The sequence below is a fragment of the Pigmentiphaga kullae genome (assembly GCF_004216695.1).
In the GTDB taxonomy this organism is placed as follows: Bacteria; Pseudomonadota; Gammaproteobacteria; order Burkholderiales; family Burkholderiaceae_B; genus Pigmentiphaga; species Pigmentiphaga kullae.
In genome coordinates this window covers 1,912,757-1,937,169 of the sequence record NZ_SGXC01000001.1, presented here as the reverse complement: position 1 = coordinate 1,937,169, position 24,413 = coordinate 1,912,757, and the positions used below count along the sequence as shown (strand labels likewise).

Genomic DNA, 24,413 nt, shown 5'->3' with positions numbered 1-24,413 from the left:
TCAGGCGTCCGACGGCCAGAACGCCTCGATCTCGGCCCACAGGGCGTCGGGCGCTTCCTCGGCGATGTAGTGGCCGCAGTCCAGCGCCCGGCCGTCGACCTGCGAGGCCTGCCTGCGCCACAGGTCCAGCACGTCGAAATAGCGCCCCACCACGCCCTTCCCGCCCCACAGGACCCGCAGCGGGCAATCCACCCGGTTGCCCTGGCCGCGGTCGGCGCGATCGTGTTCCAGGTCGATGGTGGCGGCGGCGCGATAGTCTTCGCAGATCGCGTGCGCCCAGTGCGGATGGCGCGCGCAGCGTTCGTACTCGGCCATCGCGTGGCCGGTGAAGGGCGCCAGGCCCGCGTGGCGCCCGCCCATCACGGAACGCAGGTAGAAGGCCGGATCGGAACCGATCAGTTGTTCGGGGAAAGGCGCCGGCTGGATCAGCCAGAACCAGTGGTAGTAGGCCTGCGCGAAGCCGCGCGTGGTGCCCTCGTACATGTCCAGCGTGGGCGCGATGTCCAGCAGCATCATGCGCTCGATCCGCTCGGCATGGTCCAGCGCCAGCCGGTGCGCGACGCGCGCCCCGCGGTCGTGGGCCAGCACGCCGAAAGTCTCGTAGCCGATGCAGCGCATCACCTCCACCGCGTCCACCGCCATCGTCCGCTTGGAGAACGCCTCGTGCCCGGCCGGCTCGTCCGCCGGCATGCCGCTGTCGCCGTAGCCGCGCAGGTCGATGGCGACGCAGGTATAGCGATTGGTCAGCCGGCCCCACAGCTTGTGCCACATGGCATGGGACTGGGGATGTCCGTGCATCAGCAGCAGCGCCGGCCCGGTGCCGCCCACGCGCGTGGCGATGTCCACGCCATTGACGTGGAAGTGCTGCAGCCGGTCGTTGAAGAGCGAGATCTCGGACATGACAGGCCCTAGCTTTTCGCGACGATTTCCGCCACCGCCTTGCCGACATCGGAGGTGACCGCCTTGCCGCCCATGTCGGGCGTGCGCGGGCCGTCGGACAGCACGGTCTCGATGGCCGACAGGATGGCGTCGTGCGCCGCCTTGTGGCCCAGGAACTCCAGCATCAGCGCGCCCGACCAGATCTGGGCGATGGGGTTGGCCACGCCCTTGCCCGCGATGTCGGGCGCCGAGCCGTGCACCGGCTCGAACAGCGACGGGAAACGGCGGTCGGGATTCAGGTTGGCCGAGGGCGCGATGCCGATGGTGCCGGTGCAGGCGGGCCCCAGGTCGGACAGGATGTCGCCGAACAGGTTGGACGCCACCACCACGTCGAACCAGTCGGGATGCAGCACGAAATTGGCGGTCAGGATGTCGATGTGGAACTTGTCCACGCGCACGTCGCCATACTTGCCCGCCATCGCCTCCACCCGCTCGTCCCAGTACGGCATGCTGATGGCGATGCCGTTGGACTTGGTGGCCGAAGTCAGGTGCTTGCGGGGCCGCGACGCCGCCAGGTCGAACGCGAACTTCAGCACCCGGTCGACCCCGGTGCGCGTCATGACCGTTTCCTGCAGCACGACTTCGCGGTCGGTGCCTTCGAACATGCGGCCGCCCACGCTGGAATACTCGCCTTCGGTGTTCTCGCGCACCACGTAGAAATCGATGTCGCCCGGCTTGCGGTTGGCCAGCGGCGAGGGCACGCCGGGCATCAGCCGCACCGGACGCAGGTTCACGTACTGGTCGAACTCGCGGCGGAACTTCAAGAGCGAGCCCCACAGCGAGACGTGGTCCGGCACCGTGGCCGGCCAGCCCACCGCACCGAAGAAGATCGCGTCATGGCCGCCGATCCGCTCCTTCCAGTCGTCCGGCAGCATCGAGCCATGCCGGGCGTAGTACGCGCACGAGGCGAAATCGAAGCGGTCGAACGACAGCCCGATGCCGAAGCGCGACGCCGCCGCCTCCAGGACACGCAAGCCTTCTGGAACGACCTCGGTACCGATGCCGTCGCCGGGTATCACTGCAATGCGGTGGGCCATGGATGAAACGTCCTCGTCGTGGTGGCGCCGGCGCGCAAGCCTGTCGCGGAAACCGGCGCGGAATGGAATGGATCAAGTGTATCTCGCGCTTGCCCTTCATAATTGAACGAGATAAAAACCATTGTTGAACTGAAGTTAACGATGGACACCATCTCCGACCTCGCCTTCTTCTCGCTCCTGATCCGCCACGGCAGCCTGTCGGCCGCCGCCCGCGAACTGGGCCTGTCCACCCCCGCCGTCAGCAAGCGCCTGCAGCGGCTGGAACGGCGCCTGGGCGTGCGCCTGCTCAACCGCACCACCCGCCGCATCGCGCTGACCCATGAAGGCGAGCTCTACCTGCGCGAAGGCAACCGCATCCTGGCCGACGTCGAGGAACTCGAACACACGGTCGGCCGCAGCCGCGACGAACCCCGCGGCCTGCTGCGCATCAACGCCACCCTGGGCTTCGGCCGCCACCACATCGCCCCCGCCCTGTCCGACTTCCTCAAGCGCTTCCCCGCCGTCCAGGCCCAGCTCCACCTGACCGACCGCCCCGCCAGCCTGCTGGACGAATCCTTCGACGTCTGCATCCGCATCGGCGACCTCCCCGACGCCCGCCTGACCGCCCGCAAGATCGCCTCCAACCGCCGCCTGCTGTGCGCCTCGCCCATCTACCTGAAGCGCCATCCCCCGCCCGCCTCCCCCCGCGACCTTGCCCGCCACCCCTGCATCGTCATCCGCGAAAGCGACACCGCCTACGGCACCTGGCACCTGCGCTCGGGCACCCGCGCCGAAACCGTCAAGGTGCGCGGCCCCTTGAGCGCCAACGACGGCGAAAGCGCCCTGTACTGGGCCCTGGAGGGCCACGGCATCATCATGCGTTCGGAATGGGAGGTCGGCGCCTACCTGCGCTCGGGCCGGCTGGTGGCCGTGCTGGAGGACTGGCACACCCCCTCGGCCGACATCTTCGCGCTCTACCCCGAACGCCAGAACCTGTCCGCCAAGACCACCGCCTTCGTGGACTTCCTGGCGGAACGGTTCGCGCACCGGCGACGGGACGGGGAAGAAGGCTTGTCGTGGTAGCGGGGCCGCCGCACAAGCCGCCCCCTTCCAAATCAATGCGGCAAGATCTTCGACAGGAAATGGCGGGCACGCTCTGACCGCAGCGCCGACGGATCGAAGAACGCGTCCTTGTCGGTGTCTTCCACGATCTTCCCCCCGTCCATGAACACCACCCGATGCGCCACCTTCCTGGCGAACCCCATCTCGTGGGTCACCACCATCATCGTCATGCCCTCTTTCGCCAGATCCACCATCACATCCAGCACTTCGTTCACCATCTCCGGATCCAGCGCCGACGTCGGCTCGTCGAACAGCATCGCGATCGGATCCATCGACAACGCCCGCGCGATCGCCACCCGCTGCTGCTGCCCCCCCGACAACTGCCCCGGGAATTTCTCCTGATGCGCCTTCAACCCCACCCGGTCCAGCAGCTTGCGCGCCCGCTCGGCCGCCTCATCCTTCCCCCGCCCCAGCACCTTCACCTGCGCCAGCGTCAGGTTGTCCATCACCGACAGATGAGGAAACAGCTCGAAATGCTGGAACACCATCCCCACCTTCGACCGCAGCTTCGGCAGATCCGTCTTCGCATCTCCCACCGAAATGCCGTCCACCACGATCTCGCCTTCCTGGAAGGGCTCCAGCGCATTGACCGTCTTGATCAGCGTCGACTTGCCCGACCCCGACGGCCCGCACACCACCACCACCTCGCCCTTGGCCACCGACGTCGTGCAATCGGCCAACACCTGGAAAGACCCGTACCACTTGCTGACATGCTTGATCTCGATCATTCGAGACTCTCCTGAAAGTATCCCGGGCCCCGTCAGCGGACGATCGCCACCCGCTGCTGCAACCGCCGCACCAGCCTGGACGCGGCGAAGCAGATGATGAAATACACCACCGCCGCGAACACATACATCTCCACCAGACGCCCGTCGCGCTGCGCCACCTTCGAGGCCGCGCCCAGGAAATCCGTGATCGACAGCACGTAGACCAGCGACGTGTCCTGGAACAGCACGATGGTCTGCGTCAACAGCACCGGGATCATGTTGCGGAAGGCCTGCGGCAGAACCACGCTGCCCATGGTCTGCCAGTAGTTCAGGCCCAACGCGTAGGCGGCATAGGTCTGCCCGCGCGAGATCGACTGGATGCCGGCCCGCATGATCTCGCAGAAAAAGGCCGCCTCGAACATCGTGAAGGTGATCACCGAGGACCAATAGGCGCCGACCTTGATCGGCGTGGACGACCCGATGATCCACGCGCCGATGTAGGGCACGAGGAAATAGAACCAGAAGATCACCAGCAGGAGGGGCAGCGAACGCATCAGGTTCACGTAGGTGCCCGCCACCGCCGACAGCCAGCGGAAGCGCGACAGCCGCATCATCGCCAGCAGCGTGCCGAAGACGATGCCGCCCGCCGTGGCCATCGCGGTCAGCGTCAGCGTGAAGGTCATGCCCTCCTTGAACAGGTAGGGCGCCGTGCGCCAGATGACGTCGAAATCGAAATCGCCGAACATGTCCGCCCCCTTCAGTGCGAGCCGTCGCGCGCCGGCCCGATGAACCCGGGCACGGCCACGCGCCGCTCGACCCAGCGCATGAAGGTGACGACCACCAGGCTGACGATCAGGTACAGCACCGTGGCCGCGGCGAAGGCCTCGAACACCTGGAAGCTGAATTCCTGCATCGACCGGGCGCGGCCCGTCAGCTCCAGCAGGCCGATCGTCATGGCGACCGACGAGTTCTTGATGATGTTCATGAACTCGGAGGTAAGCGGCGGCAGGATCACCCGGTAGGCGATGGGCAGCAGCACGTAGCGATAGACCTGCGTACCGCGCAGCCCCAGCGCCGTGGCCGCCATGCGCTGCCCGCGCGGCAGCGATTCGATGCCGGCCCGCACCTGCTCGGCCACCCGCGCCGAGGTGAAGAACCCCAGGCACAGCACCGCCGGCCAGTACGCGCCCCACGGCGGCGCGATCTGCTTGATGGCGTTGCCCAGCGCCTCGGGCAGCAGTTCCGGCAGCACGAAGTACCACAGGAAAAGCTGCACCAGCAGCGGGATGTTGCGGAACAGCTCCACATAGGCACCGGCCAGGCGCACCGCCCACCTGACCTGCGTGGTGCGCACCATGCCGACGATGGAACCCAGCACGAAGGCGATCACCCACGCCGCCAGCGCGGTGGCCAGCGTCCACTGCAGGCCCGACAGCAGCGTATCCATGTAGGTGCCCTGGCCGTCGGGCGACAGCTCCCAGAAGATCTTCCAGTTCCAGTTGTAGTTCATCGCGGCTCCGCCCCGTGCTTACCCGGCCCGGCACCGGGCCGGACCCATGGAAACAGGGGACCGCTGGGGTCCCCTGGAGTCCTGCTCGATCATGCGCAGCGCATGGCCGGCTGCCTGGCCTTCCGGCCCGGCATCAGCGATAGGCTGCCGGATCTCCCGAGTCGGTCGGATTGGCGATGACCTTCTTGAGCGCGTCGCTCATCGGCACCTTCAGGTTGACGTTGCGCGGCGGGATGGGCGAGTTGAACCACTTCTGATAAAGCTTCTCGACCTCGCCGGACTTCATCAACGCCACGACCGCGTCGTCCACCACCTTCTTGAACGCCGGATCGTCCTTGGGCTCGATCATGCCGTAGGGTTCGACGGTATACGCCTTGCTGCTGACCATCCACTGGTCCGGGCTCTTGGAGTTGGCCACCAGCCCGTACAGCAGGATGTCGTCCATGAAGAACGCCGCGGCGCGACCGCTGTCGACCATCAGGAAGGCGTCGGCATGGTCCTTGGCCGGGATGATCTGCATGCCCAGGTTTTCCTTGCCGTTGGTCTCGGTCAGCCACTTCAGGTTGCTGGTACCGGCCGTCGACACGACGGTCTTGCCCTTGAAGTCTGAAAGATCGTTCAGTTTCGAGCTTTTCTTGGCGACGAAGCGCGTGGCCGTCACGAACGTGGTCGGCGCGAACGACACCTGCTGCTGGCGCTCGGCATTGTTGGTGGTGGAACCGCACTCGAGATCGACCGTGCCGTTGGCGATGAGGGGGATGCGGGTGGCCGAGGTGACCGGGGAAAGCGCGACGTTGAGCTTGGGCAGCTTCAGGTGGCTCTTGACCGCATCGGCGATCTTGTAGCAGATGTCCATCGAGTAGCCGATGGACTTCTGGTTGTCGTCCAGGTAGGAGAAAGGAATGGAGGAATCGCGATAGCCGAGCGTCAGCGTCCCCGTATCCTTGATCTTCTTGAGCCGGCCAGTCAGGTCTTGCGCCGAGACAGACGACACGGCGACCAGGGTCAGCGCGGCGGAGAGCAGCACGAGCTTCTTCATGGAATCTCCCTTCCGTAACTATGTCGGCCGAGTGTATCAACAAGCCGACAGTACGGACATGGATTTTTACCCGAGCCCAAGCCCCGGAACGTGCCGTCACTCTCCCAGGCCAGCCCTCATCTCAAACTGCCACCTTCTTGAACCGGTAGGGCCGCGTCAGCACCTCCGGCTTGAGCACCTGCTCCAGGGTTTCCGCATCCAGCAGCCCCGCCTCCAGCACCAGGTCCGCCACCGGCCGCCCCGTCCGCATCGCATCGCGCGCGATCCGCGTCGCCGCCTCGTACCCCAGCACGGGGTTCAATGCCGTCGCCAGCCCCGCCGACCGCTTCACCGCCTGCGCCAGCCGCTCGCGATTCGCCGTGATCCCCTTGACGCAGTTGTGCGTCAACGTGGTGCATGCCGCTTCCAGGTGCGAAATGCTCTTGACCAGGCTCCACGCGATGATGGGTTCGAAGGCATTGAGCTGCAGTTGGCCGCTCTCGGACGCCATCGTGATCGTCATGTCGTTGCCGATGACCTCGAAGGCGACCTGGTTCACCACTTCCGGGATGATGGGATTGACCTTCCCCGGCATGATCGAACTGCCCGCCGCGCGCTCCGGCAGATTGATTTCGTTCAGCCCCGACTGCGGGCCCGACGACAGCAGCCGCAGGTCGTTGCAGGTCTTGGACAGCTTGCAGGCCACCCGCTTCAGGACGCCGGACAACTGCACGAAGGCCCCGGTATCCTGCGTCGCCTCGATCATGTTCGCCGCGCGCACCAGCGGCAGGCCCGTGATCTCGGCCAGGTACTGCACGGCCAGCGGGCTGTAGTCGGGATCGGTGTTGATGCCGGTGCCGATGGCGGTCGCGCCCAGGTTCACCTCCACCATCAGCGTCCGGGCCTCGCCCAGCCGCGCCTCGTCCTCGCCCAGCATGACGGCGTAGGTCAGGAACTCCTGACCCAGCGTCATCGGCACCGCGTCCTGCAACTGCGTGCGGCCCATCTTCAGCACGTCGTCGAATTCCAGCGCCTTGGCCTCGAAGGCGCCGCGCAGTTCGGCCATGGCCACCAGCAGGCGCTGCAACGAGAAGCACATGGCGATGCGCAGCGCGGTGGGATAGACGTCATTGGTGCTTTGCGAGGCGTTCACGTCCTGGATGGGGTGCAGGACGTCGTAGTCGCCCTTCCTGGCGCCCAGCAGTTCCAGCGCGCGGTTGGCGATGACCTCGTTGGCGTTCATGTTGGTCGAAGTACCCGCCCCGCCCTGGATCACGTCGACGATGAACTGGTCGTGCAGCGCGCCCTCGATGATTTCCTGGCAGGCCTGGACGATCGCCCCGGCCCGTTCGGCGGGCAGCACGCCCAGGTCCTGGTTGGCCCGGGCCGCTGCCAGCTTCACGCAGGCCAGCGCCCGCACCAGATCGGCCTGGCCGCCTATGGTCGAGCCGGAAATCGGAAAGTTCTCGCGGGCGCGCAGGGAATGGATGCCCCAGTAGGCGTCGGCGGGAATCTCGCGCTCGCCAAGCAGGTCGTGTTCGATGCGGAAGAGGCCGGAAGCGGCATTGCTGCTCATTTGGATGTCCATCGGAAAGCCGCCGCACCATGCGGCGCACTATGGAAAACACTATAGGCAGGCGTCCCCCGATAGCGCCAATGCCGTGTTCGCATTGGCCAATGTTTTTTTTGCATTGCCAGGAAAACGCCCGGCGGCGGAAAACGTCAGCGCGCGCCGGACAGGTAGCCCCACAGGGCGTCGACCAGCGGCTTGGCGGGCGCGCCGGCCGGCGCGCGCTCGCGGTAGAGCCGGATCTCCATGGTCTCGGTATAGGCCTCGCCCGCGCAGGCCAGGCGGCGCGAGGCGACCTCGCGGGTGACCGCGCTCTCGGGCAGGAAGGCCACGCCGTGCCCTTCGAGCGCCATGGCCTTCAGGCCCTCGGCCATGTCGGTTTCATAGCGCTCGTCCAGCGGCGGCCGGGGATGGGCGCCCGCCAGGATCAGATCGACGATGCGGCCCAGGTAGGCGTTGGGCGCGTAGGCCAGGTAGGGCGCCGGGCCGCCTTCGCCTAGCACGTATTCCGGCGTGCCGTCGGGCTTGCTGCGCGCATAGGGGTAGACCGCCTCGCTGCCCAGTACCAGCATGTCGTAGTGGCGCGGATCGAGCTGGACCGGCTGGCGGGGATGGTAATAGACCATGACCAGGTCGCTGCCGCCCTGGACCAGGCTGATCGCGGCGTCGTGGACGTTCAGCGCCATCAGGCGGGCCGTGAAGTCGGGCAGGCCGGCTTCGGCCCGGATGCGGCTCAGCCAGCGCGGGAAAAAGGTCAGCGACAGGGTGTGGGGCACGGCGAAGTCGATCACCGCCTGCGAGGCGGGACGCATGCCGCGCAGCATGGCGCGGGTCTCGTCCAGCTTGGCCAGCATGGCGATGGCTTCGGCGCGGAAGGTCTCGCCGGCGGGTGTCAGGCGGGTGGGGTAGACGGCGCGGTCGACCAGATCGGTGCCGACCCAGGCCTCCAGGGCCTGGATACGGCGCGAGAAGGCGGGCTGCGTGATGTGTCGCAGCTCGGCCGCCCGCGAAAATGAACGGGTTTCGGCCAGCGCGATGAAATCTTCGAGCCACTTGGCTTCCATGCTTGCAACCGTCGAGGAACCGGCGGAAATTGTACCGTGGGCCGTTGCCGCGTCCGGCCGGGCCCGGCATACACTTGCCGCATGGCCCCGTGCCGCCGACCCTTCCCTGGAGCCCTGCGTGACCGATACGCTACCTTATCCGCCCCCCGCCCCCAATTCGCTGCCCGCCGGCCAGATGCCGGTGCTGCGCGTCATCCCCATGCCGGCCGATTCCAACCCGTCGGGCGACGTGTTCGGCGGCTGGATCATGGCCCAGGTCGACCTGGCCGGGTCGGTGCCCGCCCAGGGCCGCGCCAACGGCCGCGTCGCCACCGTGGCCGTGACGTCCTTCATATTCAAGGAACCGGTGTTCGTGGGCGACCTGCTCAGCTTCTACGCCCACATCGTCAAGACGGGCCGCACCTCGATCACGGTGGCGGTCGAGGTCTACGCCGAACGCATCCGGCTCAACTCCGAGGTCGTCAAGGTCACCGAGGCCACCCTGGTCTACGTGGCCACCGACCACCAGCGGCGCCCGCGCGCCCTGCCGGACCTGCGCGCCGGCTGAGCCCGTCTGGACACCCATGGCGATTAGTGGCACATTGACCACAAGGACGTCACCGCCCCAGCCCCGCCGGCACAGACCGGCCGGCCAGCCAACACGGCAGGCACGCAGGCCCTGCCCCCACGGCGAAGGAGACTCACCATGGACATATCCGGTTCGCGCCTGATTCCCGCCTCCCAGGAACACACCTGGAACAAGCTCGTCGCTCCCGAAACCCTCAAGGTCTGTATCAGCGGATGCGAGAAAGTCGAGCGCATCTCCGAGAACGAATACCGGGTCAACCTGCGGGCCGAGGTCGGCCCCCTGTCGGCCCGCTTCCACGGCCGCCTGCAACTGAGCGACATCCAGGCCCCGAATTCCTACCACCTCACCTTCGAGGGCGAAGGCGGCATGGCCGGATCGGCCAAGGGCCACGCCGACATCCGGCTGACGCCCGAAGGCGACGGCACGCGCGTCTCGTACACGGCCCACGCCGACCTGGAAGGCAAGCTCAGCCAGTTGCGCACCGACCAGGCCGAGAAGATCGCGCGCAAGATGATGGACAACTTCTTCGCGCTGTTCTCGGTCTGCGCCTGCCGGGCGCTGGAGCGCCCCGCGCCCCGGCCGCCGCGCATGGCCAGGCCGATGGCCGCGGGCGGCGGCGCGCATGCCCTGCACCTGCCCACGCAATGGGTCAACCGGCTGTCGTGGCTGGTGGCGGCGGGGGTCATCGCCGGGCTGGTCGTCTACCACACCTTCCTGCGCTGAACGCGGGAACGCCGCGCGCCGCGGCGTTCAGCGGCGCACGTTCTTCATCTTGATGCGCTGCGACAGGACCATCATCGCGGCGCAGAGCACGATGGCCATCACCATGCCGGCCTCGATGCCGGTATTGACCGACGTGCGTGCGATGACCAGCCCCACCAGCGCGGTGCCCACCGCGCTGCCCAGGGTGCGCATGGTCTGGATCAGCGCCGAGGCCACGCCCACGTCGCGGCGCTCGGCAATCATTTGCATGAACAGCGTCAGGTTGGGGATGATGAAGCCCATGCCCACGCCGGCCAGGCCGAACGAGACCACGGCGAAGGCCATGGACGAGCCGCGCTCCAGGAACATCACCCCCAGGCAGCCCACGGCCAGCAGCAGCGCGCCGAACACCATCAACCGCTGGGGCTGGCTCTGGCGCGGGAACAGGCGGCCGTTGATGACGCTGCCTATCGGTATGCAGGCCACCAGCGGCGCCAGGATCATGCCCGCCTGGGTCGGGCTCAGCCCCACTTCCACCTGCAGCAGCAGCGGACCGTAGTAGATCAGGATGAACATCACCGCGCCGGTCATCACGCCGACGACGTTCAACAGGCGCGACTCCTTGCGCTCGAGCACGCGCAGCGGAAACATGGGCTGCTCCAGGCGGCGCTCGTACCAGACGAGCAGGAAGACCGACACGACGGCCACGGCCAGGAACAACAACCCCAGTACCGGACGCGGATGGGTGGAGAAGCCCAGTTCGAGCGCCGCCATGGGCGTGCCCACGGCCAGTGCCAGCAGTGCCCCGCCCAGCCAGTCGATGCGGGGCGGCGTGTCGTGCCGGGGCTTGAGCGGCGGGAAATACCGCCACAGCATCACGAAGCCGACCACGCCCATCACCGGGCTGACGAAGAAGGCCGCCCGCCAGCCGAAGGCCTCGGTAATCGCCCCGCCCAGCAGCGGCCCGACACCGCTGGCCACCGCGAACGAGGTCGAGATCAGGGCCTGCCAGCGCACGCGCCGCATGGCGTCGGGGAACAGATCGGCGGGCGCCGCGAAGGCGGTGGCGATCATCATGCCGCCGCCCACGCCCTGCAGGGTGCGGGCCGCGATCAGGTGCGGCATGGACTGGCTGATGCCGCACAGCACCGAGCCCAGCGACACCAGGCCCAGCGAGACGAGGATGAAATATTTGCGGCCGAACAGGTCGCCCAGGCGGCCGAAGATGGGAATGACGATGGCCGAGGCCAGCAGGTAGCCCGTGCCGACCCAGGCATACAGGGGCATGCCGCCCAGCTCGGCCACCACGCGCGGCAGCGTGGTGCCGACGATGGTCGAATCCAGCGCCACCAGCATCACGACCGCGCAGATCCCGATCAGCGCCAGGATCAGCTGGCGCTGGTCTTCTACCGGTGAATCGAGATCGGAAGGCGGGCGGGGGCTGGCGTGCCCGGGCTGAGATGGCGGGTGCGGCGGGTTCTCGGACATTTGCGCATAATCATATACCGCGCCCCGGGTATACCCCTACCCCCCATGGCCCGCCGTTCAAAAGCGATAGCCGATAGCGATGGTCGGCACCCACGGATCGATGCGCGCCTTGCCGATCTGGCTGCCGTTCAGCTTCACCTTGGACGAAATGTCGATGTAGCGCAGGCTGGCGTTCAGGAACCAGCGCTCGCCCATCTTCACGTCCACCCCTACCTGCGCTGCCAGCCCCCACGAGTCGCCCAGGCTCAGGTCCTGGCCGGCCAGGGCGCCCGCGGCCCGGGTGTGGAAGAAGCGCGTGTAGTTCACGCCCAGGCCGACATAGGGCTGCACCTGCGAATCGGGCAGGAAGTGCCATTGCACGCTAAGCGTGGGCGGCAGTTGCCGGGACGAACCGATGTTGCCGCCCACCGCGCCGGAAGCGCCGATGTCGTGCCGGAAGGGTACGGCGGCCAGCAGCTCGATCCCGACGTTGCGGGTGGCCATGTAGGTCAGACTGGCGCTGGGCCGCGTCGAATTGCCGGCGTCCAGGCGCACGGCCCCGTTCAGGACGGTGCCGTTGTCCGATTTCGGCCGGACCTGGCTGATGCCGGCCTTGAGCAGCCAGTCGCCGGCTTCGTGCGCCTGCGCGGCCGAAAACGCCGCGGCAAGAAGGGCGGCAAGCAGGATGGGCGGCGTGCGGCGGGAAAACATGAGGAGCTCCATATCGAACGATGAGGCTCCAGCTTGGCAGCCCCTCGCCCCGCGCGCCTTGTCCCAGATCAAGCCGCCCTCGGGCACGCCGCTTGCTGGGGCATCCGGCTGCCCACGCGGCGCCCCACTATGGAGATCGACATGGCCAAGCCGTTGCAAGGACTCACCGTTGCCATCGTGGCAACCGACAATTTCGAACAGGTCGAACTGACGAGCCCGAAGGAAGCGCTGGAACGCGCGGGTGCCACGGTGCACATTCTTTCCGCCCAGGCCGGCGAGATCCGGGGCATGAAGCATGACGAGAAGGCCGACCGCTTCCGCGTGGAGGCGAGCTGGAACGACGCCGACCCCACCCGCTACGCCGGCGTGGTCGTGCCCGGCGGCGTCTTCAACGCGGACGTCATCCGCACCGACAAGGGCGCGCAGCGCTTCGTGCAGGCGCTGCACGACACGGGCAAGCCGGTGGCCGTCATCTGCCACGGCCCGTGGCTGCTGGTGTCGGCCGGCATGGTCGACGGCCGGCAACTGACCAGTTGGCCATCGCTGCAGGAGGACATCCGCAATGCCGGCGGACAATGGGTGGACGAAGAGGTCGTGCTGGACGGCAACCTGATCACCAGCCGCAAGCCGGACGACCTGCCGGCGTTCAACGCGAAGCTGATCGAGGCGCTGTCCAACGTCGAGAGCGCCGACACGCCCTCGGGAGCGCAGCCAACCTGAGTCCGGGTATGTGCCCGGCGCGGCCGCCGCCGGCAGCCCCTATACTTGCCGCGACCAGGCAAGAATAGGTGGCCTCGCCGTATGAATGTGACCCTGCGCCAGATGCGCGCGTTCGTCGAAGTCGTGCATTGCGGCGGTTTCACCGCGGCCTCGCGGCGGCTGCACCTGACCCAGTCCGCCACCAGCCTGCTGGTGCGCGAACTCGAAGGCCAGCTGGGCTTGCAGTTGCTGGACCGGTCTACGCGCAAGCTCGCGGTCACCGAGGGCGGCGCCGAATTCCTGCAGCATGCGGAACGCATCCTGGGCGAAGTCGAGCAAGCCATCCGCCGCACCCAGGACCTGGTGCAGATGCGCCGCGGGCGCGTCACGGTGGCGACCACGCCGGTCATGGCGGCCACACTGCTGCCCGACGCCATCGCCACCTTCCAGGCCGCCCATCCCGCCATCGAAGTCCGCCTGTCCGACGCGCCGGTCGACGTCATCCTGCGGCAGGTGCAGCAGGGCGAGGTCGACCTGGGCGTGGGGGTGTTCACCGGCAATGAGGTGGAGCTGAACCGCAGCCTGCTGATGCGCCATCCGCTGGGCGCCATGATTCCCAGCGCATGGCCGCTGGCGCGACGACGGCGGGACCTGGCTTGGGCCGACCTGGCCAGCCAGCCGATGATCGTCGTGCCGCAGTCCAGCGGCTCGCTGCCGCAGATCGACCGCGTACTGCACCAGTCGGGCATCGCGGCCGAGCCGCGCTTCGAGGTGCACTATCTGTGGTCGGCCATCGGTCTGGTCGAGGCCGGCCTGGGCATCGCGGTACTGCCGTCCTACGCGGGGCTGCTGGCCCGATCGAAGCGCGCGCGCTTTCGCGTGCTGCACGACCCGGTGGTGTATCGCAAGATCGAGCTGGTCACGCAGCCCGGCCGCTCGCTGTCGCCGGCGGCCGCGTCCTTCCGCGCCCACCTGGCGGCCCACTGCAAGCAGTTCGAGGAACGGGGCTGACGCCACGCCGGCCCGGCGGCCGGCGCGCGTTCACCGCGCGGCCAGCTCGCGCGCGGACTGGGCCGCGTCGCGCACGATCTGCGCGGAATCGCAGGCGGTCCATTGCCCGTGCCGGCGCAAGACCCGTCCGTCGACGATGACCGTGTCCACGTTGGCCGGCTGGGCCGAGTAGACCAGCGAGAAGGCCGGGTCCACCACCGGCGCCATGTTCAGGTCCGTGGTGCGGACCAGGATGACGTCGGCCCGCTTGCCCGCCTCGAGCGAACCGACGTGGTCCGCGATGCCCAGGTCGCGCGCGCCATCCAGCGTGGCCAGCCGCAGCAGGCGGCGCGCCGTAAGCGGTACCTCGGCGCCGAAACGCTGGCGGTGCGACCACAGCAGGGTGCGCATGCAGGAGAAGAAATCGGCATTGGCCGAGGCCGACGAACTGTCCACCGACAGGCTCTGCCGCACGCAGGCGCACTCCAGCTCGTGGAACTGGATCACGCCGCGCGATGCCTGGGCGTACAACACCTCGATCACCGGCGAACACGAGAACGAGACGCCGCAGGCGGCCAGCCGCAGTTGCTCCTGCGGCGACACGCCCTGAGGATGCACCAGTTGCAGGTCCGGCCCCAGCAGGCCGTGCGCGTCCAGCACCGACACCACGCCGGGACGCGCGTGCATGGTGATGGGCAGCCCCAGGCGCCGCACGCCCGCGAATTCCGTGCGCACGACGTCGATGGGTACGGTGCCGCGCGGATTGGAAACCGGCGTGCGCAGCGCCGCGCCCAAGTGGATCATGGGATCGCCGGCCGCTTCCCGGGCGACTTCGGCGAGGCCCGCCAGGTCCATCGCGCGGTCCAGCGGCAGGTCCTGCCCCCAGCCGTAGGCCAGGCGGCCCCGTATGCCCAGGCTGCGCATGGCCGCCAGTTCCGCGCGCGCGTGATCGGGCGTGCGGGTGTTGTGCGACCAGTTGTGGACCGTGGTGATGCCGCCCGCCAAACCTTCGGCCAGCCCCAGCCGCACCGAATGGTAGGAGTCGTCCGGCGTGAACTTCGGCCCCACGGACAAGGTCACGGGGAAATAGCCGCGCGCCGCCTCGTCGCCGCTCATCAGCGCGCGCAGCGAGCAGTTCCACAGGTGCCAGTGCGTGTCGACGAAGCCCGGCATCACGATCATGCCGCGCGCATCCAGCTCCCGCGCGCCCGGCACGCGCAGCCCCCGGCCGATCGCCACCAGCGTGCCGTCGCGGACATGGACGTCGGCGTCCGGCAGGTCGTCCATGCCGTCGGCCATGGTCATTACATGGCCGCCGCGTATCACGAACTCCTCGCGCGCGGGCAGGCCGGCCACGTGTCCGGCCGCCTCGCGCCATCTTGCTGACTGCATGCCCATCCCCTAGTCGGCCTTGGCACCGGTCAGGCGGATCAGGCGTTCCTTGTGGCGCATCTCGTCGCGCAGCGCGGCGGTGAACGCCGCCGGCGACGAGAACACCGGGTCGAAGCCGCGCGCGGCCACGAAGCGCTGCTGGAATTCCGGGTCGGCGGCGATCGCCTTCACGTCGGCATGGATGCGCTGGATCACGGCGTCGGGCGTGCCGCCGGTGGCGAACAGGCCGAACCAGGATTCGCGCGGGTCGATGTCGGCATAGCCCGCTTCCGCCAGGGTGGGCACGTTCGGTTCGGACGGCAGCCGGCTGGCCCGCGCGATGGCCAGCGGCTTCATCTTGCCCGCGCGGATGTGGGGCTCGGCGATGGCCGCGCCCACCATGGCCAGTTGCACCTCGCCGCCGAGCAGCGCCGTCACGGCCGGCATGATCCCCTTGTAGGGCACCTGGGTGATCTGTATGCCCGTCTTGTGCCGCAGTCCCTCGAACAGCAGGTGGGGCAGGCTGCCCGATCCCATCGAGGCATAGTTCAGTTCGTCGGGGCGGGCCTTCGCCAGCGCGACCAGCTCATCGAGCGAATTGGCCTTCACCGAGGGATGCGCCAGCACCATCTGCGGCAGGCTGACCAGTTGCGAGACCGGCGCCAGGTCGCGCACGGCATCGTAGGGCAGCTTGTCGTACAGGAAGGGGTTGCTGGTGATGGTCGATTCGCTCGTCACCAGGAGGGTATGGCCGTCGGGCGCCGCCTTGGCGACGGCGTCGGCGCCGATGATGGAAGCCGCGCCCAGCTTGTTCTCGACGATGACCGGCCGGCCCCATTTCTGCCCCAGCCGTTCGGCCAGGGCCCGGGCGATCACGTCCACGCCGCCTCCGGGTGCGTAGGGCACCACGATCCGCACCGGCCGCGCCGGCCAGGCCGGCTGTCCCATCGCGGGCACCGCGGCCGCGATACCCACGGCCGCGGCGCATGCCGCCAGCCACCGGCGACGACCCTTGCCCGCCTCTGCACTTCCCTGCCTCATTTCGTCTCCTTCCCGCCGGACGGCCCGGAAAGCAAGGCCCGCCTTCCGATGCCCCGCGGCGACATGGCAGGCATTTCACCCGTGGGCGGCGAGACAGGCAAACGAGAAAAAGTTGTGGTTCTATCAGTTGGCCATCTGAATCGCCGGCCCGCCGTGCTTACACGCTGTCATGAAAAAAGACGCGAAATCTGCAAGAATCGGGCGCTCCGCCTTCGCCGGCCGCGTCCCGCGGCCCTCTCTTGCGAGTCCCCATGGCCTACATGCTGCTCATCGTCGAACCCACCGGCCAGCGCGCCGAACGCAGCGAGGAGGCCGGCCGCGAACTCTACGACCGCATGGTCGCCTTCGGCGCCGACCTGAAGACGCGCGGCCTGCTGCTGGCCGCCGAATCGCTGGCCTCGCAGGACAGCGCCGTGCGCGTGCGGAAACAGGACGGACGTGCACGCCTGGTGGACGGGCCCTTCGCCGAAGCCAAGGAAATGATAGGCGGCTTCTTCCTGCTGGACTGCGCCACGCGCGAGGAAGCGGTGGCCATCGCGCAAACCTGCCCGGCGGCGCAATGGTGCACGGTCGAGGTCCGGGAAGTGGCGCCGTGCTATCGCTGAGCCGCTCGATCTGGTAGTTTCCCTAGGTCGCCTCCGCCATGTCGATTCCGGCACGCGCCGATCGTCGTAGGGTCAGAAGCCCACGTGCGGGCTTGCAACCACCGGAGAAACCGCCATGCGATTCATGATCATCGTCCGCGCCACCGCGGACACCGAGGCCGGCGTCATGCCCGAGGAACCCCTGCTGGCCGCGATGACCGCCTACCACGAGGAACTGGCCAGGGCCGGCGTGCTGCTGGACGCCAACGGCCTGAAGCCGTCGTCCCGGGGCTGGCGCGTCCGCTACCGGGCCGGCAAGGGTACGGTCATAGACGGCCCGTTCGCCGAGACCAAGGAACTGATCGCCGGCTACACGCTGATCCAGGTCCGCTCGCGCGAGGAAGCCATGGAATGGGCCCGGCGCTTTCCCTCGCCCATGGCGGATGCCGACGGCGAGATCGAGGTGCGCGAGCTCTTCGAGCTGGACGACCTCGGCCCGAGCGAAGCGGTGGACCGCTTCCGCAAGCTGGAAACCACCAGCCGATAACGCGCCCATCTTCCAAGGAACCCGCCATGCACAAGCAGATCTTCGTCAACCTGCCCGTCTCCGACCTGCCGCGCACCCAGGCCTTCTTCGGCCAGCTCGGCTTCACTTTCAACGCCCAGTTCACCAACGAAAAGGCCGCCTGCATGGTCATCGGCGAGAACATCTACGCCATGCTGCTCACCACGGATTTTTTCCGTGGTTTCGCCAGCAAGCCGATCAGCGATGCCCGGCAAAGCACCGAAGTCCTGGTGGCCCTGACCTGCGACAGCCGGGAAGCCGTCGACGACATGGTGCGCAAGGCCCTGGCCGCCGGCGGCACGGCGCCGCGGCCTGCGCAGGACCACGGCTTCATGTACAGCCATGGCTTCGACGACCCGGACGGCCATGCATGGGAGGTCTTCTACATGGACCCGGCCACGGTCGAGCAGGGCTGAGCCTGTGACGCAGGCCGCCACCCACCGGGCCATCGAAGCCGTCTGGCGGATCGAATCGGCCCGCATCATCGCGGGCGTCGCGCGGCTGGTGCGCGACGTCGGCCTGGCCGAGGAACTGGCGCAGGACGCGCTGGTGGCTGCGCTGGAGCGATGGCCCGGGGATGGCGTGCCGGACAATCCCGGAGCCTGGCTGATGACCACCGCGAAGAACCGGGCGCTGGACCGCCTGCGCCAGGCCGCCCTGCATGCGCGCAAGCACGAGGAATACGGCCACGAGACCGAACTGCTGGGCGCCGGCCACGCGCCGGACCCGGCGGCCCTGGTCGAGGCGGCGCGCGACGACGACGTGGGCGACGACCTGCTGCGCCTGATCTTCACCGCCTGCCATCCCGTCCTGTCCACCGACGCCCGCGTCGCGCTGACGCTGCGCCTGCTGGGCGGACTGACGGCGGGCGAGATCGCGCGCGCCTTCCTCGTGCCCGAGGCCACCGTTGCCCAGCGCATCGTGCGCGCCAAGCGTTCGCTGTCGGCGGCCAGGGTGCCGTTCGAGGTCCCCCGCGCGCAGGAGCGCGAGGCGCGGCTCGAATCGGTGCTGGAAGTGATCTACCTCATCTTCAACGAAGGCTATTCGGCCACGGCCGGCGACGGCTGGATGCGGCCGGCGCTGTGCGGCGAAGCGCTGCGGCTGGCGCGCGTGCTGGCGGAACTGGCCCCGAATGAAGGCGAGGCGCATGGCCTGTGCGCGCTGCTGGAGATCCAGGCCTCGCGCCTGCCCGCCCGCACCGACGCCGACGGCCGCCCCGTGCTGCTGATGGAGCAGGACCGCGCGCGCTGGGACCCGCTGCTGATACGGCGCGGCCTGGCGGCCCTGGCCCGCGCCGAAGCCTTGGGCGGGGCCCACGGCCCCTATGCGCTGCAGGCCGCGCTGGCCGCCTGCCATGCCCGGGCCCGCACGCCGGACGAAACCGACTGGGAACGCATCGTGGCCTTGTACGATGCCCTGGCCCAGGTCGCCCCCTCGCCCGTGGTCGAGCTGAACCGCGCCGTGGCGGTCGGCATGGCGTTCGGTCCCGCCGCCGGGCTGGCGCTGGCGGACGCGCTGCGCGCGGAGCCGGCCCTGGAGAATTACCACTGGCTGCCCAGCGTGCGCGGCGACCTGCTGCACAAGCTCGGGCGCCACGCCGAGGCGCGCGAGGAATTCCTGCGCGCCGCCGCCATGACCCGCAACCTGCGGGAACAGGAACTTCTGCTGGAACGCGCGGCCCAAGCCCTCCCCTCCCATTGACTCCTCCATGACCTCATCCCCGTCTCTCAAGGCTACCCGCAAGGAATGGATAGGGCTGGCCGTCATCGCGCTGCCCTGCATGGTCTACGCGATGGACCTGACCGTGCTCAACCTCGCCCTGCCCGCCATCAGCGCGCAGTTGAACCCGTCCAGCTCGCAGCTCTTGTGGATCATCGACATCTACGGCTTCCTGGTCGCGGGCCTGCTCATCACCATGGGCACCCTGGGCGACCGCATCGGGCGGCGCAAGCTGCTGCTGATCGGCGCCGCGGCATTCGGTGTCGCCTCGGCCATCGCGGCCTTCTCCGACAGCGCGGGCATGCTGATCGCCATGCGGGCCCTGCTGGGCATCGCGGGCGCCACCCTGGCGCCGTCGACCATGTCCCTGATCCGCAACATGTTCCACGACGAGCACGAACGCCAGTTCGCCATCGGCGTCTGGATCGCCAGCTTCTCGCTGGGCAGCGCCATCGGGCCGCTGGTGGGCGGGGTGCTGCTGCAATTCTTCTGGTGGGGATCGGTCTTCCTGGTCGCGGTGCCGGTGATGCTGCTCCTGCTCGTGCTCGGCCCGGTGCTGCTGCCGGAATACCGCGACCCGGACGCAGGCCGCATCGACCCGCCCAGCGTGGCGCAGTCCCTGTTCGCGGTGCTGGCGATGATCTACGGACTCAAGCAGATCGCCCAGCACGGCGCGTCGTGGGCCGCCGCCGCCATCATCGCGGCGGGATTCGCGGTGGGCGTGGCCTTCGTGCGGCGCCAGCGGCGCCTGCCCTATCCGCTGCTGGACCTGAACCTGTTCATGCGGCCGGCCTTCAGCGCCGCCATCGCCGCCTACGCGCTGTCCTGCCTCGCCATGTTCGGCGTCTACATCTTCATCACGCAGTACCTGCAACTGGTGCTGGGCCTGGACCCGCTGCGGGCGGGCCTGGTCACCGTGCCCTGGGCGCTGGGCTTCGTCACGGGCTCGCTGCTCGCCCCGAGGCTGGCCCGGCGCGTGCCGCCGCTGTCCATCTTCGTGGGCGGACTGCTCGCGGCCGCTGCCGGTTTCCTGATGGTGCTGCTGGCCGACCGCCCCTACGGACTCGAAGCCATCATGGCGGGCCTGATCGTGATGAGTCTGGGCATGGCGCCGGTGTTCACCATCGGCAACGAGATGATCATCACCTCGGCGCCGCCGCAGCGGGCGGGCTCGGCCTCGGCCATCTCCGAAACCAGCGCCGAATTCAGCGGCGCGCTCGGCATCGCGGTATTCGGCAGCATGGGCACGATGATCTACCGTTCCGGCCTATCGGCGGGCATGCCGGACGGCATTCCGGCACAAGTAGCCGAGGCCGCCTCGTCGACGCTGGGCGCCGCGGTGGCGGCGGCGCATGCGCTGCCCACGCCGCTGGCCGACGCCATGCTGGCGGTGGCACGCGGGGCATTCGTCGATGCGCTGCAACTCTCCGCGGCGGTCGGCGCCGTACTGACCCTGTGCGCGGCCGTGGCCGCGGCCTGCATCCTGCGCGGCGGATCCGCCCGCGCCCAGGCACTGCGCGACGACGCGGCGTAGCGCGGCCGGCCGCCGCTCAGCCGCCGAAGGCGAGCACCAGCGCGTGCAGGCCGATCCCGATCAGCCCGCCCACCAGCGTGCCGTTGTAGCGGATGTATTGCAGGTCGGGGCCCACGCTCAGCTCCAGCGCCTGCACCAGCCGCTTTTCGTCCCAGCCCTTGACGGTCTGGGCGATATGCTCGGTGACCCCTTCGCGCAGCCGGGCCGCCAGGCTGCGCGCGCCGGTCATGACATGTTCGTTGATCGCTTCGCGCAGGGCGGGATTGGCGGCCAGCTGGCGGCCCAGTCCCAGCAGGCTCTGCTCCAGGTGCCGCGCCAGCGGCGAGTCTTGCGCATCCAGGTTGCGGCGCAGGGCCGCGTGGATCTCTGCCCACAGCCCCTGCACGTACGCCTGCACCGAGGGGTGGTCGATCAGCCGCGACTTGATGCCGTCGATCTGCTCGCGCAGTTGCGGATCGTCGCGCAGCCGCGCCACGTAGTCCGCCACCCAGGCCTCGTAGTCCTGGCGCAGCGGATGATCGGGCCGCGACAACACCTCGTGCAGTTCATCCAGCAGCGCGCGCGCCAGCCGGTCCGCCAGATTGTCGGCGATCCCTTCGACCGGTTTCACCAGGTTCACGGTCCCGACGATCCTGGGCCATTCCTTGCGCGCGTATTTCACCATCAGGTCCGACACCCGCTCCTTGACGCCCTCGTCGTCCAGGTAGCCGCCCAGGCGCCGCAGGGCCTCGTCCAGCAATTGATGATGGCGGCCGTCGCGCGTCAGCAATCCCAGCACCTCTCCCGCCGTCGCCCCGGCATCCCACGCCCGCAGGCGGGCGACGACAAAAGACTGGATGGCCTCGCGCACGACCCGCTCGTCCAGCAGGTCCAGCGCCTGCGACAGCCACGTGCGCGCCATGCCCGCCGCCATGCGCGCCTGGGCCGGCTCGCTCAGCCATGCGCCCAGCCGGCTGGCCGGGTCGAATACCTGGAGCCTGGCCAGCAGCGCGTCGGGCGCCAGGAAATGATCGCGCACGAACACGGCCAGGTTGTCCCCCAGGCGCGCCTGGTTGGCGGGAACGATGGCGGTGTGGGGAATCGGCAGGCCCAGCGGCCGCTTGAACAGCGCCACCACCGCGAACCAGTCGGCCAGCGCGCCCACCGTGGCGGCCTCGCAGAAGGCCCGGACCCAGGCCCAGGCGCCCTGCCCGCCCATCGCATGGCTGAGCCCGAAACCCGCCAGCGACGCGGCAAGCAGGCCCAGCGCGCCCAGTTTCATGCGGCGCAGGCGGGCCAGGCGGGGATCGGCGGATGGGGAAGGATTCAAGACGGCGGTGCTTCGGTGGGCAAGCCTCCACTTTACCCACGGCCGCGGCGCGCTTCCAGCCGCGGGGGTCGCGGGCGATAGAATCTCCGGTCAAGATTCGCTTCCGGAGCACGACCGCCATGACCGTCCGCCGCATCGTCGCCAATCTCTCCACCCCTGACCCCGCCCTCGCGCGGGAGTTCTACGGCAGGCTGCTGGGCCTGGACGTGGTCATGGACCACGGCTGGCTCATGACCTTCGCGTCCGGCGGCAGCCAGACGCCCCAGGTCAGCGTGGCCAGCGAAGGCGGTTCGGGCACGCCCGTGCCGGCGCTGTCCATCGAGGTCGACGACGTGGACGACGTGCTGGCCCGCGCCCGCGCGCACGGGGCCGAGATCGTCTACGGGCCCTGCGACGAAGCCTGGGGCGTGCGGCGCTTCTACGTGCGCGACCCGTTCGGCAATCTGGTCAACATCCTGACGCATCGCTCGTAGGCCGGCACCCGGCCGAGCAGGCGTCCCGACGCGCGACGCCCCTATGTTCTAATCTGCCGGCAGGGCCGTGCCGGCCGCCGACTTACAGGAAGCAAACCATGGCATCCCAGATCCACATCCTTTCCTCGATGGCAACCAAGCAGTTGCTTGCCGATCTCGTCGCCCAGTACCCGCAGGCGCAGGCCCGGGACGTCCTGGTGGAGTCCGTCGGCGGCGTCGATGCCGCCCGGCGCGTGCAGTCCGGCGAAGCCTTCGACGCCATCGTGCTGGCCGCCAACGTCATCGACCAGATGACCGAGGCGGGCCATATCGTGGCGGGCAGCCGCGTGGACCTGGTCGAATCGGGCGTCTACGTGGCCGTGCGCGCCGGCGCACCGCGGCCGGACATCGGCTCCGAGGCCGCGCTCAAGCAGGCCGTGCTTGCCGGAGGCACCATCGGCTACTCCACCGGTCCCAGCGGCGTCTACCTGTCCAAACTGTTCGAACGCTGGGGCATCGCCGACCAGATCAAGGACCGCACCGTCCAGTCCAAGCCCGGCATCCCGGTGGGCACGCTGATCGCCAAGGGCGAAGTCGACCTTGGCTTCCAGCAGCTGAGCGAGATGATGAACGTGCCGGGCATCGACATCGTGGGGCCCCTGCCTCCCGGCCTGCAGATCATGACCACGTTCTCCGCCGGCGTCGCCGCTACGTCGGCCCAGCCGGACACGGTACGCGAGCTGCTGGCCTTCATGGCCAGCGCCGAGGCCGACGGGATCAAGCGCAAGAACGGCATGGAGCCCGTCTAAGGCCGCCATGAACGCCGCGGCGCCCCTGTTCCAGGCCGACCGGCTGACGCTGGGGCTGGCCCTGCCCTGGGTCGACGCCGCCGAACATGCCGGCCGGCGCGAGGTGGATTTCCCCCGCCAGTTGGATCTCGCGGCACAGGCCGAGGCGGCGGGCTTCGCCGCGCTGTGGGTGCGCGACGTGCCGCTGAACCATCCCGGCTATCCCGAAGCCATCGGCCACCTCGATCCCTGGACATGGCTGGGCGCACTGGCCACCCGCACCCGGCGCATCCATCTGGTGACCGGCGCCATCGTGCTGACGCTGCGCCATCCGCTGCACGTCGCCAAGGGCGCCGTCTCGGTCGCCGCGCTGGCGCCGGGGCGCTTCGTGCTGGGACTGGGATCGGGCGACCGACCGCCCGAATACCTGGCGTTCGGCCGAAACTCCGCCACGCGGCGCGAGGACTTCCGGGCCCGCTGGGAACAGTTGTCGGCCGCGCTGGACACGCCGCCGCGCGTCGTGCCCGACTTGCACGACGACCCGCCCGTGGCCTTCAGCCTGCGGCCACGCCCCGCTACCCCCGTGCCCATGCTGGCCGTCGGCTCGGCCGGCCAGAGTCTGGACTGGATCGCCCGCCACGCGGTGGGCTGGACCACCTACCATCGTCCGCCCGAGGTCCAGCGCGGCCGTCACGCCATGTGGCGCCAGGCGGTGGAGCGCGCCGCACCGGGCCAGTTCCGCGCGTTCGGCGTCGCCATGCGCGTGGAGTTGCTGGACCGCCCCGATGCGCCCGCCGAAGCCATCGAACTGGGCTACCGCACCGGCGTGCGGGCGCTGGCCGGCATCCTCGCCCGCATGCGCGAGGCCGGCACGCATCACGTCAGCCTGAACCTGCCGGCGGGCGCCCGGCCGCTGCCGGACATCATCGACGAACTGGCCCCGTTGAACGCCGGGCTGGCCTGAACC

The 24,413-nt window shown here is 68.9% G+C and carries 26 protein-coding genes; 13 read left to right on the top strand and 13 right to left on the bottom strand.

Annotation, left to right across the window (positions count from 1 at the left end):
- Nucleotides 1-900, bottom strand: coding sequence for an alpha/beta fold hydrolase (locus EV675_RS09535; RefSeq protein WP_130357019.1), 900 nt, complete (start codon nt 898-900; stop codon nt 1-3).
- A gap of 8 nt (nt 901-908) precedes the next feature.
- Complete coding sequence (locus EV675_RS09530; protein WP_130357018.1) at nt 909-1,976, bottom strand: tartrate dehydrogenase; 1,068 nt, start codon at nt 1,974-1,976, stop codon at nt 909-911.
- 141 nt (nt 1,977-2,117) lie between these two features.
- Here EV675_RS09530 and EV675_RS09525 point away from each other — a divergent pair, with 141 nt between their 5' ends.
- Entirely contained in the window at nt 2,118-3,038 is a 921-nt protein-coding gene (locus tag EV675_RS09525) for a LysR family transcriptional regulator (protein ID WP_130357017.1), read from the top strand.
- Nucleotides 3,039-3,070: 32 nt separating this feature from the next.
- On the opposite strand, the gene EV675_RS09520 is transcribed toward EV675_RS09525, so the two are convergent.
- The 6 genes from EV675_RS09520 to EV675_RS09495 form a co-directional block, all read right to left on the bottom strand.
- Nucleotides 3,071-3,805: an amino acid ABC transporter ATP-binding protein gene (locus EV675_RS09520; protein WP_130357016.1), complete on the bottom strand. Its 735-nt coding sequence runs from the start codon at nt 3,803-3,805 to the stop codon at nt 3,071-3,073.
- A gap of 32 nt (nt 3,806-3,837) precedes the next feature.
- Nucleotides 3,838-4,530, bottom strand: coding sequence for an amino acid ABC transporter permease (locus tag EV675_RS09515; RefSeq protein WP_130357015.1), 693 nt, complete (start codon nt 4,528-4,530; stop codon nt 3,838-3,840).
- 11 nt (nt 4,531-4,541) lie between these two features.
- Nucleotides 4,542-5,294, bottom strand: coding sequence for an amino acid ABC transporter permease (locus tag EV675_RS09510; RefSeq protein ID WP_130357014.1), 753 nt, complete (start codon nt 5,292-5,294; stop codon nt 4,542-4,544).
- 133 nt (nt 5,295-5,427) lie between these two features.
- Complete coding sequence (locus tag EV675_RS09505) at nt 5,428-6,333, bottom strand: amino acid ABC transporter substrate-binding protein (RefSeq protein ID WP_130357013.1); 906 nt, start codon at nt 6,331-6,333, stop codon at nt 5,428-5,430.
- Nucleotides 6,334-6,454: 121 nt separating this feature from the next.
- A complete protein-coding gene (aspA, locus tag EV675_RS09500; protein ID WP_130357012.1) occupies nt 6,455-7,888 on the bottom strand; it encodes an aspartate ammonia-lyase in 1,434 nt (477 codons plus the stop codon).
- Between the two features lie 146 nt (nt 7,889-8,034).
- Nucleotides 8,035-8,946, bottom strand: a complete 912-nt coding sequence (locus EV675_RS09495) for a LysR family transcriptional regulator (protein ID WP_130357011.1) — start codon at nt 8,944-8,946, stop codon at nt 8,035-8,037.
- Between the two features lie 175 nt (nt 8,947-9,121).
- Between EV675_RS09495 and EV675_RS09490 the strand changes: the two genes are divergently transcribed.
- Nucleotides 9,122-9,493, top strand: coding sequence for an acyl-CoA thioesterase (locus EV675_RS09490; protein ID WP_130357969.1), 372 nt, complete (start codon nt 9,122-9,124; stop codon nt 9,491-9,493).
- Nucleotides 9,494-9,631: 138 nt separating this feature from the next.
- The gene (locus tag EV675_RS09485) at nt 9,632-10,237 is read left to right on the top strand and encodes an SRPBCC family protein (protein WP_130357010.1); all 606 of its coding nucleotides are present in this window, start codon (nt 9,632-9,634) and stop codon (nt 10,235-10,237) included.
- Between the two features lie 27 nt (nt 10,238-10,264).
- Here EV675_RS09485 and EV675_RS09480 read toward each other — a convergent pair whose 3' ends face one another.
- On the bottom strand, nt 10,265-11,704 hold the full coding sequence (locus EV675_RS09480) for an MFS transporter (RefSeq protein ID WP_341273599.1): 1,440 nt from the start codon (nt 11,702-11,704) through the stop codon (nt 10,265-10,267).
- Between the two features lie 57 nt (nt 11,705-11,761).
- A complete protein-coding gene (locus EV675_RS09475) occupies nt 11,762-12,394 on the bottom strand; it encodes an OmpW/AlkL family protein (RefSeq protein ID WP_087837593.1) in 633 nt (210 codons plus the stop codon).
- A gap of 141 nt (nt 12,395-12,535) precedes the next feature.
- On the opposite strand from EV675_RS09475, the gene EV675_RS09470 reads away from it, so the two are divergent.
- Nucleotides 12,536-13,114 (top strand): type 1 glutamine amidotransferase domain-containing protein, encoded by a 579-nt coding sequence (locus EV675_RS09470; protein WP_130357009.1) that lies wholly within the window; start codon nt 12,536-12,538, stop codon nt 13,112-13,114.
- An 81-nt stretch (nt 13,115-13,195) separates the two neighbouring features.
- Nucleotides 13,196-14,104 carry a LysR family transcriptional regulator gene (locus EV675_RS09465; protein ID WP_130357008.1) on the top strand — a complete coding sequence of 303 codons (909 nt, stop codon included), beginning with the start codon at nt 13,196-13,198 and terminating at the stop codon, nt 14,102-14,104.
- Nucleotides 14,105-14,134: 30 nt separating this feature from the next.
- On the opposite strand, the gene EV675_RS09460 is transcribed toward EV675_RS09465, so the two are convergent.
- Both EV675_RS09460 and EV675_RS09455 read right to left on the bottom strand, forming a co-directional pair.
- Nucleotides 14,135-15,475: an amidohydrolase family protein gene (locus tag EV675_RS09460; protein ID WP_130357007.1), complete on the bottom strand. Its 1,341-nt coding sequence runs from the start codon at nt 15,473-15,475 to the stop codon at nt 14,135-14,137.
- Nucleotides 15,476-15,484: 9 nt separating this feature from the next.
- Nucleotides 15,485-16,495: a Bug family tripartite tricarboxylate transporter substrate binding protein gene (locus EV675_RS09455; protein WP_242621369.1), complete on the bottom strand. Its 1,011-nt coding sequence runs from the start codon at nt 16,493-16,495 to the stop codon at nt 15,485-15,487.
- A gap of 251 nt (nt 16,496-16,746) precedes the next feature.
- Between EV675_RS09455 and EV675_RS09450 the strand changes: the two genes are divergently transcribed.
- The 5 genes from EV675_RS09450 to EV675_RS09430 all read left to right on the top strand — a co-directional run bounded on the left by EV675_RS09450 (nt 16,747) and on the right by EV675_RS09430 (nt 20,897).
- Complete coding sequence (locus EV675_RS09450) at nt 16,747-17,100, top strand: YciI family protein (protein ID WP_130357006.1); 354 nt, start codon at nt 16,747-16,749, stop codon at nt 17,098-17,100.
- A gap of 115 nt (nt 17,101-17,215) precedes the next feature.
- On the top strand, nt 17,216-17,626 hold the full coding sequence (locus EV675_RS09445) for a YciI family protein (RefSeq protein WP_130357005.1): 411 nt from the start codon (nt 17,216-17,218) through the stop codon (nt 17,624-17,626).
- A 26-nt stretch (nt 17,627-17,652) separates the two neighbouring features.
- On the top strand, nt 17,653-18,060 hold the full coding sequence (locus EV675_RS09440) for a VOC family protein (protein WP_130357004.1): 408 nt from the start codon (nt 17,653-17,655) through the stop codon (nt 18,058-18,060).
- Between the two features lie 4 nt (nt 18,061-18,064).
- Entirely contained in the window at nt 18,065-19,345 is a 1,281-nt protein-coding gene (locus EV675_RS09435) for an RNA polymerase sigma factor (RefSeq protein WP_130357003.1), read from the top strand.
- A 7-nt stretch (nt 19,346-19,352) separates the two neighbouring features.
- A complete protein-coding gene (locus EV675_RS09430) occupies nt 19,353-20,897 on the top strand; it encodes an MFS transporter (RefSeq protein ID WP_207221930.1) in 1,545 nt (514 codons plus the stop codon).
- A 16-nt stretch (nt 20,898-20,913) separates the two neighbouring features.
- Here the strand turns inward: EV675_RS09430 and EV675_RS09425 are convergent, their stop codons facing one another.
- Nucleotides 20,914-22,158 (bottom strand): DUF445 domain-containing protein, encoded by a 1,245-nt coding sequence (locus EV675_RS09425; RefSeq protein WP_130357966.1) that lies wholly within the window; start codon nt 22,156-22,158, stop codon nt 20,914-20,916.
- 167 nt (nt 22,159-22,325) lie between these two features.
- Between EV675_RS09425 and EV675_RS09420 the strand changes: the two genes are divergently transcribed.
- From EV675_RS09420 to EV675_RS09410, 3 genes are all read left to right on the top strand, one after another.
- The gene (locus tag EV675_RS09420) at nt 22,326-22,679 is read left to right on the top strand and encodes a VOC family protein (protein ID WP_087837586.1); all 354 of its coding nucleotides are present in this window, start codon (nt 22,326-22,328) and stop codon (nt 22,677-22,679) included.
- A 98-nt stretch (nt 22,680-22,777) separates the two neighbouring features.
- The gene (locus tag EV675_RS09415) at nt 22,778-23,467 is read left to right on the top strand and encodes a substrate-binding domain-containing protein (RefSeq protein ID WP_130357001.1); all 690 of its coding nucleotides are present in this window, start codon (nt 22,778-22,780) and stop codon (nt 23,465-23,467) included.
- A 7-nt stretch (nt 23,468-23,474) separates the two neighbouring features.
- A complete protein-coding gene (locus EV675_RS09410) occupies nt 23,475-24,410 on the top strand; it encodes a TIGR03571 family LLM class oxidoreductase (protein ID WP_130357000.1) in 936 nt (311 codons plus the stop codon).
- Nucleotides 24,411-24,413 lie beyond the last annotated feature (3 nt).

Bases quoted from the DNA above. Each gene is read 5' to 3' on its own strand.
- EV675_RS09525 (WP_130357017.1), top strand. From the start codon at position 2,118: ATGGACACCATCTCCGACCTCGCCTTCTTCTCGCTCCTGATCCGCCAC.
- EV675_RS09495 (WP_130357011.1), bottom strand. From the start codon at position 8,946: ATGGAAGCCAAGTGGCTCGAAGATTTCATCGCGCTGGCCGAAACCCGT.
- EV675_RS09410 (WP_130357000.1), top strand. From the start codon at position 23,475: ATGAACGCCGCGGCGCCCCTGTTCCAGGCCGACCGGCTGACGCTGGGG.
- EV675_RS09515 (WP_130357015.1), bottom strand. From the start codon at position 4,530: ATGTTCGGCGATTTCGATTTCGACGTCATCTGGCGCACGGCGCCCTAC.
- aspA (WP_130357012.1), bottom strand. From the start codon at position 7,888: ATGAGCAGCAATGCCGCTTCCGGCCTCTTCCGCATCGAACACGACCTG.
- EV675_RS09490 (WP_130357969.1), top strand. From the start codon at position 9,122: ATGCCGGTGCTGCGCGTCATCCCCATGCCGGCCGATTCCAACCCGTCG.
- EV675_RS09460 (WP_130357007.1), bottom strand. From the start codon at position 15,475: ATGCAGTCAGCAAGATGGCGCGAGGCGGCCGGACACGTGGCCGGCCTG.
- EV675_RS09475 (WP_087837593.1), bottom strand. From the start codon at position 12,394: ATGTTTTCCCGCCGCACGCCGCCCATCCTGCTTGCCGCCCTTCTTGCC.
- EV675_RS09430 (WP_207221930.1), top strand. From the start codon at position 19,353: ATGACCTCATCCCCGTCTCTCAAGGCTACCCGCAAGGAATGGATAGGG.
- EV675_RS09465 (WP_130357008.1), top strand. From the start codon at position 13,196: ATGAATGTGACCCTGCGCCAGATGCGCGCGTTCGTCGAAGTCGTGCAT.
- EV675_RS09420 (WP_087837586.1), top strand. From the start codon at position 22,326: ATGACCGTCCGCCGCATCGTCGCCAATCTCTCCACCCCTGACCCCGCC.
- EV675_RS09485 (WP_130357010.1), top strand. From the start codon at position 9,632: ATGGACATATCCGGTTCGCGCCTGATTCCCGCCTCCCAGGAACACACC.
- EV675_RS09530 (WP_130357018.1), bottom strand. From the start codon at position 1,976: ATGGCCCACCGCATTGCAGTGATACCCGGCGACGGCATCGGTACCGAG.
- EV675_RS09440 (WP_130357004.1), top strand. From the start codon at position 17,653: ATGCACAAGCAGATCTTCGTCAACCTGCCCGTCTCCGACCTGCCGCGC.
- EV675_RS09445 (WP_130357005.1), top strand. From the start codon at position 17,216: ATGCGATTCATGATCATCGTCCGCGCCACCGCGGACACCGAGGCCGGC.
- EV675_RS09505 (WP_130357013.1), bottom strand. From the start codon at position 6,333: ATGAAGAAGCTCGTGCTGCTCTCCGCCGCGCTGACCCTGGTCGCCGTG.
- EV675_RS09415 (WP_130357001.1), top strand. From the start codon at position 22,778: ATGGCATCCCAGATCCACATCCTTTCCTCGATGGCAACCAAGCAGTTG.
- EV675_RS09520 (WP_130357016.1), bottom strand. From the start codon at position 3,805: ATGATCGAGATCAAGCATGTCAGCAAGTGGTACGGGTCTTTCCAGGTG.
- EV675_RS09470 (WP_130357009.1), top strand. From the start codon at position 12,536: ATGGCCAAGCCGTTGCAAGGACTCACCGTTGCCATCGTGGCAACCGAC.
- EV675_RS09455 (WP_242621369.1), bottom strand. From the start codon at position 16,495: ATGAGGCAGGGAAGTGCAGAGGCGGGCAAGGGTCGTCGCCGGTGGCTG.
- EV675_RS09480 (WP_341273599.1), bottom strand. From the start codon at position 11,704: ATGTCCGAGAACCCGCCGCACCCGCCATCTCAGCCCGGGCACGCCAGC.
- EV675_RS09450 (WP_130357006.1), top strand. From the start codon at position 16,747: ATGGCCTACATGCTGCTCATCGTCGAACCCACCGGCCAGCGCGCCGAA.
- EV675_RS09535 (WP_130357019.1), bottom strand. From the start codon at position 900: ATGTCCGAGATCTCGCTCTTCAACGACCGGCTGCAGCACTTCCACGTC.
- EV675_RS09425 (WP_130357966.1), bottom strand. From the start codon at position 22,158: ATGAAACTGGGCGCGCTGGGCCTGCTTGCCGCGTCGCTGGCGGGTTTC.
- EV675_RS09510 (WP_130357014.1), bottom strand. From the start codon at position 5,294: ATGAACTACAACTGGAACTGGAAGATCTTCTGGGAGCTGTCGCCCGAC.